General features: G+C 38.9%; 4 protein-coding genes and 3 pseudogenes. 2 read left to right on the forward strand and 5 right to left on the reverse strand.

What is annotated here, in order from left to right; translation table 11 throughout:
- The 3 genes and pseudogenes from Q0212_RS13875 to apbC all read right to left on the reverse strand — a co-directional run.
- Positions 1-317, reverse strand: a pseudogene (locus Q0212_RS13875) (hypothetical protein); the annotation flags it as partial.
- A 333-nt stretch (positions 318-650) separates the two neighbouring features.
- A complete protein-coding gene (gene dcd / locus Q0212_RS13880) occupies positions 651-1,217 on the reverse strand; it encodes a dCTP deaminase (protein WP_297926539.1) in 567 nt (188 codons plus the stop codon).
- 162 nt (positions 1,218-1,379) lie between these two features.
- Positions 1,380-2,447: pseudogene (apbC, locus tag Q0212_RS13885) on the reverse strand (iron-sulfur cluster carrier protein ApbC); the annotation flags it as partial.
- Between the two features lie 212 nt (positions 2,448-2,659).
- Between apbC and metG the strand changes: the two are divergent.
- A complete protein-coding gene (gene metG / locus Q0212_RS13890; RefSeq protein WP_297926541.1) occupies positions 2,660-4,723 on the forward strand; it encodes a methionine--tRNA ligase in 2,064 nt (687 codons plus the stop codon).
- A gap of 21 nt (positions 4,724-4,744) precedes the next feature.
- Positions 4,745-5,374 carry a hypothetical protein gene (locus tag Q0212_RS13895; RefSeq protein ID WP_297926543.1) on the forward strand — a complete coding sequence of 210 codons (630 nt, stop codon included), beginning with the start codon at positions 4,745-4,747 and terminating at the stop codon, positions 5,372-5,374.
- A gap of 82 nt (positions 5,375-5,456) precedes the next feature.
- Here the strand turns inward: Q0212_RS13895 and Q0212_RS13900 are convergent.
- Together Q0212_RS13900 and Q0212_RS13905 are read right to left on the reverse strand one after the other, a co-directional pair.
- Positions 5,457-6,518 (reverse strand): annotated as a pseudogene (locus Q0212_RS13900) (fatty acid desaturase); the annotation flags it as partial.
- Between the two features lie 12 nt (positions 6,519-6,530).
- The coding region (locus tag Q0212_RS13905) for a 2Fe-2S iron-sulfur cluster binding domain-containing protein (RefSeq protein ID WP_297926545.1) at positions 6,531-6,725 on the reverse strand (195 nt) is incomplete at its 5' end.

Genomic DNA, 6,725 nt, shown 5'->3' on the forward strand with positions numbered 1-6,725 from the left:
CCATCACCATTTGTATCGACAGTTGTTGTTGTGCTTACAGACAAGCGACTAACATCATCTCCTTCTGCGGTAACTTCCCATTCAATACCATAAACAGCACTTAATGTTGCGGTTAATTCAGCCTCGCCTTTTACACCAAAGCGAGAGGCATTTGTTTGCATACGAGTAAATTCTTGATCGTTAACAGAACCATCCTTGTCTTGTTCATAAGCTTCAGCAGATAAATTGATTTGACCATATACTTTTGGATTAGCTTGTGCTGTTAATGGAGTAATAGCAGCAGTTAACACAGCTAAGGCAATAAGATTACGTTTCATGGGATGAGTCTCCTCGACCTAGTTTTAAAAACAGACGTACAAATCAAAAAATTTTGTATGTCTTAAAGCTACTTTTGGTAAATATTAGTAGCTTCAACTTGGTGGCGATTATTAAGACACAATGTGACAAATTAGTGACTTTAAAATGACGGTTTTGTTAAACTTTTGATGTTATAAAATTATCAATATCTTATTTCTTTTTATTTATCATTGAGTTATTTTTTTATACTTGAATTAAATATTTCACTTCTAACGGTCTATTTGTTACCTATTTTCACAGACTGTAAAAAATAAAGCAGGCGATTGCCTGCTTTATTTTAAATACAAAGAGGATTAAGCCTTTGGCAAAGTCACCCCTTGTTGACCTTGATATTTACCACCACGGTCTTTATACGAAGTTTCACAGACTTCATCAGACTCAAAAAATAGCATTTGTGCCACGCCTTCATTAGCGTAAATTTTGGCAGGTAAATTCGTGGTATTAGAAAACTCTAAGGTCACATGACCTTCCCACTCTGGCTCTAAAGGAGTCACATTAACAATAATACCGCAACGTGCATAAGTTGATTTACCCAAACAAACCGTTAATACATTGCGTGGAATTTTGAAATATTCAACGGTACGTGCCAAAGCAAAGGAATTTGGCGGAATAATACAAACATCATCAACGATATCAACAAAGCTTTTTTCGTCAAAGTTTTTGGGATCAACGGTGGCAGAAAACACATTGGTAAAAACTTTAAATTCGCGCGCACAACGCACATCGTAACCATAACTAGACACGCCGTAGGAAATGATTTTTTCACCATTAACACTACGCACTTGATTAGGCTCAAACGGACTAATCATGTCGTATTGTTCGGCCATACGACGAATCCACTTATCTGCTTTAATACTCATCTTTATTTTCCAAAAAAGTTTAGGAATATGGGCATTCTATCTTTGCCCTCACCCAGACTGTTTATCACTCATAATTACCTTTCGACTACGCTCAAGGTGCGTGTTTGTTGGCTGAGATTGGCCAGCCCTGAGCCTGTCGAAGGGTCGAAACCATAAAGGGTTTTATTTTCCAAAAAACGCCATAATACGATTACGCGGCACACTATCTTCTAAAGCTAATTTCGCGGCAATTTTACGCGCAATATCGGTGTACATTTCACTAATACGACCATTTGGCTCAGCTAAAACGGTTGGTTTGCCAGCATCAGTTTGCTCACGAATCACTTTATCAAGTGGTAATTGGCCTAAAAGTTCAGTTTGATAATCGTTAGCGATACGCTCACCACCACCTGCCCCAAAAATTGCTTCTGCATGACCACAGTTAGAACAAATATGCAAAGACATATTTTCAACCACACCCAACACCCGAATGTTGACCTTACGGAACATTTCAATGCCTTTTTTAGCATCTAATAAAGCAATATCTTGTGGCGTAGTGACAATCACTGAACCCACCACAGGAATACGTTGTGCTAAGGTTAATTGAATATCACCTGTACCGGGTGGCATATCAACAATTAAATAGTCCAAATCATGCCATGCTGTTTGACCAAATAATTGAATTAACGCACCTGTCGCTTTTGGGCCTCGCCATACAACAGGCGTATTATCATCACCTGTTAAAAAGCCAATCGACATCACTTGTAAGCCATGTGCTTGCAAAGGAACAAAAGCATTATCTTGAATTTTGGGTGTTTGGCCGCTTAAACCTAACATCGTTGGTTGGCTTGGGCCATAAATGTCGGCATCAAGCACACCAACAGTCGCACCTTCTTGGGCTAAAGCTAAAGCTAAGTTAACGGCAGTTGTTGATTTGCCAACACCGCCTTTACCTGATGCAACAACAATCACGTTTTTGATAGGTGGCACACCTTCTACGCCTTCTTGTGGTTTAGCACGGGGAACATCAAGCTGTAATTGAACTTTGACTTGCTTTGCACCTGTCTTTTCAGCTATCGCAGTGCTAAGTTGTTGTTCTAAGGCTTTGCCTAAACTTGCAAAAGGATACGGCAAGGTTAAAATGACTTGAACTTGTTCATTTTCGATAGAAATCGACTCAACCAACTGCCCATAATCTTTATTAAGATACGGGTCTTGATGCTGTTTGAGTACAGCTTCGACTTTGGAACGTGAAATCGACATAAAGTGACTCTGTAAATGCGACAAAAATTTTTGGCTCTATACTTTTGACTTACGCGGTTATCGCTTTTTTGCTCGTTAAATAATCTTTTTTAACGATTTTTAACTCACAAAACGCGCTAATTTCGGAGAAATGCGTAAGTCATATGCTACCGTATTTTCAATATCGGTTATAGTAGGCAACTTTATTTTTAAATTCATATATGAGTAGTGTGAGAAATATGACACGCCGTTTATTAGTGACCAGTGCTTTACCTTATGCCAATGGCTCTATTCATTTAGGTCATTTAGTAGAATATATTCAAACCGATATTTGGGTACGTTTTCAAAAATCTCGGGGCAATGATTGTATTTATGTGTGTGCGGACGATGCTCACGGCACAGCAATCATGTTAAAAGCAGAACAAAACGGCATTAGTCCAGAACAACAAATTGCCAATGTTAAAGCAGAGCATGAAGCTGATTTTGCAGGTTTTCATATTGCCTTTGATAATTATCACTCCACACATTCCGAAGAAAATCGTGAGTTTTCGCGTTTTATTTATCTCAAAAATCGTGATGGTGGCCATATTGCCACTCGCCCTATTCGCCAATTATTTGACCCCGAAAAGCAATTATTTTTGGCAGACCGCTTTATTAAAGGTGAGTGTCCTAAATGTGGCGAGAAAGACCAATATGGTGACTCTTGCGAAAAATGTGGCGCAACCTATGCGGCCACCGAGTTAAAAAATCCTTACTCCACCATTTCTGGTGCAACACCGATTGAAAAAGAATCAGAACATTTTTTCTTTAAATTGCCAGACTTTGAAGCCATGCTCAAAGAATGGACGCGTTCTGGTCGCTTGCAACCTGAAGTGGCTAATAAATTAGGTGAGTGGTTTGAAAGTGGTTTAGCCGATTGGGATATATCGAGAGATGCCCCCTATTTTGGCTTTGAAATTCCTGATGCACCTAACAAGTATTTTTATGTGTGGTTAGACGCGCCTATTGGTTACATGGCCAGTTTTAAGAATTTGTGTGAGCAACGTGGCCTAAACTTTGATGATTATTGGGCATTAGATGCCGAAAGCAAAACTGAAGTTTATCATTTTATTGGTAAAGATATTGTTTACTTCCACGCGCTATTTTGGCCTGCAATGTTAGATGGTGCTGGTTTCCGTAAACCAACTGGTATTTTTGCACATGGCTTTCTAACGGTAAACGGCCAAAAAATGTCTAAATCACGCGGTACATTCATTAAAGCGCGTAGCTATTTAGATAACTTGAATCCTGAATATTTGCGCTATTATTTTGCTTCTAAGTTATCGGCTAGTGTTGAAGACATTGACCTTAACCTTGAAGATTTTATGTTTAAGGTAAACAGTGATTTGGTGGGTAAAGTCGTTAATATTGCAAGTCGTTGTGCAGGTTTTATTAATAAACAATTTGATGGTTTATTATCAGCAACCAGTGCCGAGCCTGAATTATTGGCTGAATTTGTTAATGCAGGTACAACCATTGCTGAGCATTTTGAAAGTCGAGACTTTGGCAAAGCTGTCCGAGAGATTATGGCTTTAGCTGATAAAGCCAACCAATATATTGACGAGAAAAAACCTTGGGCATTAGCCAAAGACCCTGCTAATAAAGAGCAAGTACAAGCGGTTTGTAGTGTGGGCTTAAACTTATTCCGTCAATTAATTACTTACTTGTCTCCTATTTTGCCTGTCACAGCCGCAGCTAGTCAGCAATTTTTGAATATTGACTCTTTAGCATGGCACGCACGTGAGCAATTATTGTTGGGTCATAAAATTAATGCCTTTACCCCATTAATGACCCGTGTTGAAAAAGACAAAGTACAAGCGATGGTCGAAGCTTCAAAAGAAGACTTAGCGGCAGTTGCACCAACCGTGGCTAAAGCTGCTTCAAAAACCGAAAAAGCCAGCACCATTGAAGCGATTGCACCAACCATTAGCATTGATGATTTTGCTAAGGTAGATTTGCGGATTGCCAAGATTGTCAATGCTGAGCATATTCCTGAAGCGGCTAAGTTATTAAAGCTCACCCTAGACTTAGGTAATGAGCAACGCACGGTTTTTGCAGGGATTAAATCGGCGTATAAACCCGAAGATTTAATTGGCAAACTCACAGTGATGGTCGCTAACTTAGCACCACGTCAAATGAAGTTTGGTGTTTCTGAAGGTATGGTCTTGGCCGCAGGTGCAGGTGGTAAAGAAATTTTCTTATTATCTCCTGATAGTGGAGCAACGGCAGGTATGAAGGTTAAGTAATTTTTGTCGTAGGGGTAACCCTTGTGGTTACCCTTAAAATTGAGTTTTATGGATGGCGGATTCAAGCAACAAATGTGGGAATTTATTAAAGGCTGTTTAAACTTCATTCTGCTAGTGTTACTAGGGCTTAAAAATATTGTGGAGCTTTTCGTAGTAGCCGCAGAATCTATACATTTAAGTAGTTTAATGAACTTAAACTCGGTCAATATTACAAATGGGAAGCCTTTAGAGACAAGAAAAGAGCTAAAAGATTTAGCTACTGTAGATAAGAAAACAGCTACTTATTTATATGGTGTTAGATTGCTGCAAGAACAGCAGGAATCACCAAGCCCTCTACCCTCTGACACACTTTTAAAGCAACATCAAGCGTTAGAGAAGTTTATACACAGCTTAGATAAACTGCCCCTACAAAATGACTACTCTATTGAAGTATGGAGACTTATCAACCAACATCATGGTATTAATCGTAGCCTTATCCCTACCGAAGCGGAGATTGCAGCAGACGTGCAAATTGCTTTGATTGAACGTAACAATCAGCGTATAGAGCTACTTAACAAGCTGAAAGTTAAGTTGGGCAATGACCCTGCTGCTGTCAGAAAGATTGATGACCAAATTGCTGCTATCAAAAATGCTAGTGAAAAGGTGGGTTAATAACCCACCCTACAAATCAAGCAGCTAATTTTTCTACCATCACAGCTTGTGCCATCGCCTTATCATCTTTTAATACTTTACTCTTAGAAGGCAAAGCATAACGCAGAATACGACCACACACTTGGCCAAACTGTTTAACCAATGAGCCTTTGTTGTAGTGTTGGCCATAACGTTGGCAAATTTCTTGAACTTCTACCGACATCTCAGCATAACGACGAGCTGGAATATCAGGGAATAAATGATGTTCAATTTGATGACTCAAATTACCTGACATAATATGAAATAACTTACCACCCGTTAAATTTGATGAGCCGCGTAATTGGCGTAAATACCAAGACCCACGGGTTTCATTCTCTAAAACACTTTTATGGAAAATTTCAACATCAGTGGTAAAGTGACCACAGAAAATAATGGTAAATGTCCAAAAATTGCGAATGCCATTAGCCGCCAAATTACCTAAAAACACAGGTAAAAATAAAGGCCCTGCTAAAGCCGGAAATAATAAATAATCTTTAAGCAATTGTTTTTTGGTTTTTGCCCAAATAGGTTTTAATTCCGCACGTAACTGCTCTTTTGACTTTTTACCTGCAAAATATTTACCTAGCTCCAAGTCTTGGATGGCAACGCCCCACTGAAACAACGCAGCAAAAATTACCGAATAAATTGGTTGAGCCAAATAAAATGGCTGCCAACGCTGCTCTGGGAATAAACGTAAAATACCATAACCTACATCATCATCCATGCCTTTGATATTGGTATAGGTATGATGCTTAAAGTTATGAGTTTTACGCCAGTTGTCAGCCGTACCAACAATATCCCATTCATAACTTTTGCCATTAAAACGTGAATCACGCATCCAATCGTATTGACCATGCATGACGTTATGGCCTAACTCCATATTTTCTAAAATTTTAGACACACCTAATAAAGCAGTGCCTGCTAACCATGCTGGTGGTAAAAAGCTTAAAAACAGTAAACCACGACCAATAATTTCGGTATAGCGCACCGATTTATAAATATTTTCAATATACTTAGCATCTTTTTCGCCTAAGTCCGCTTGAACTCTAGCACGTAAAGCATCTAATTCAGCACCAAATTGAGCAAGCTCTTCTGCCGTTAATTGGCGATTTTGTATCTTAGCCATTTCTTAAATCTCCTAAATCTCTAAAACCAAATCAGATTGCGGACGACTAACACATAAGCGCACTGCACTATTCGGCTCTTGATTAATTTCACCATTTTGTAAATCTTGAGTAGTGCCTGACTGTTTTTTGCAACTACAACTATGACAAATTCCCATACGACAACCAGAAGGTGGATAAACACCCAGTTCTTCTAAAGCATTTAATAA

Origin of the sequence: uncultured Agitococcus sp., from assembly GCF_937920075.1 — a bacterium.
Lineage (GTDB): Bacteria > Pseudomonadota > Gammaproteobacteria > Pseudomonadales > Moraxellaceae > Agitococcus.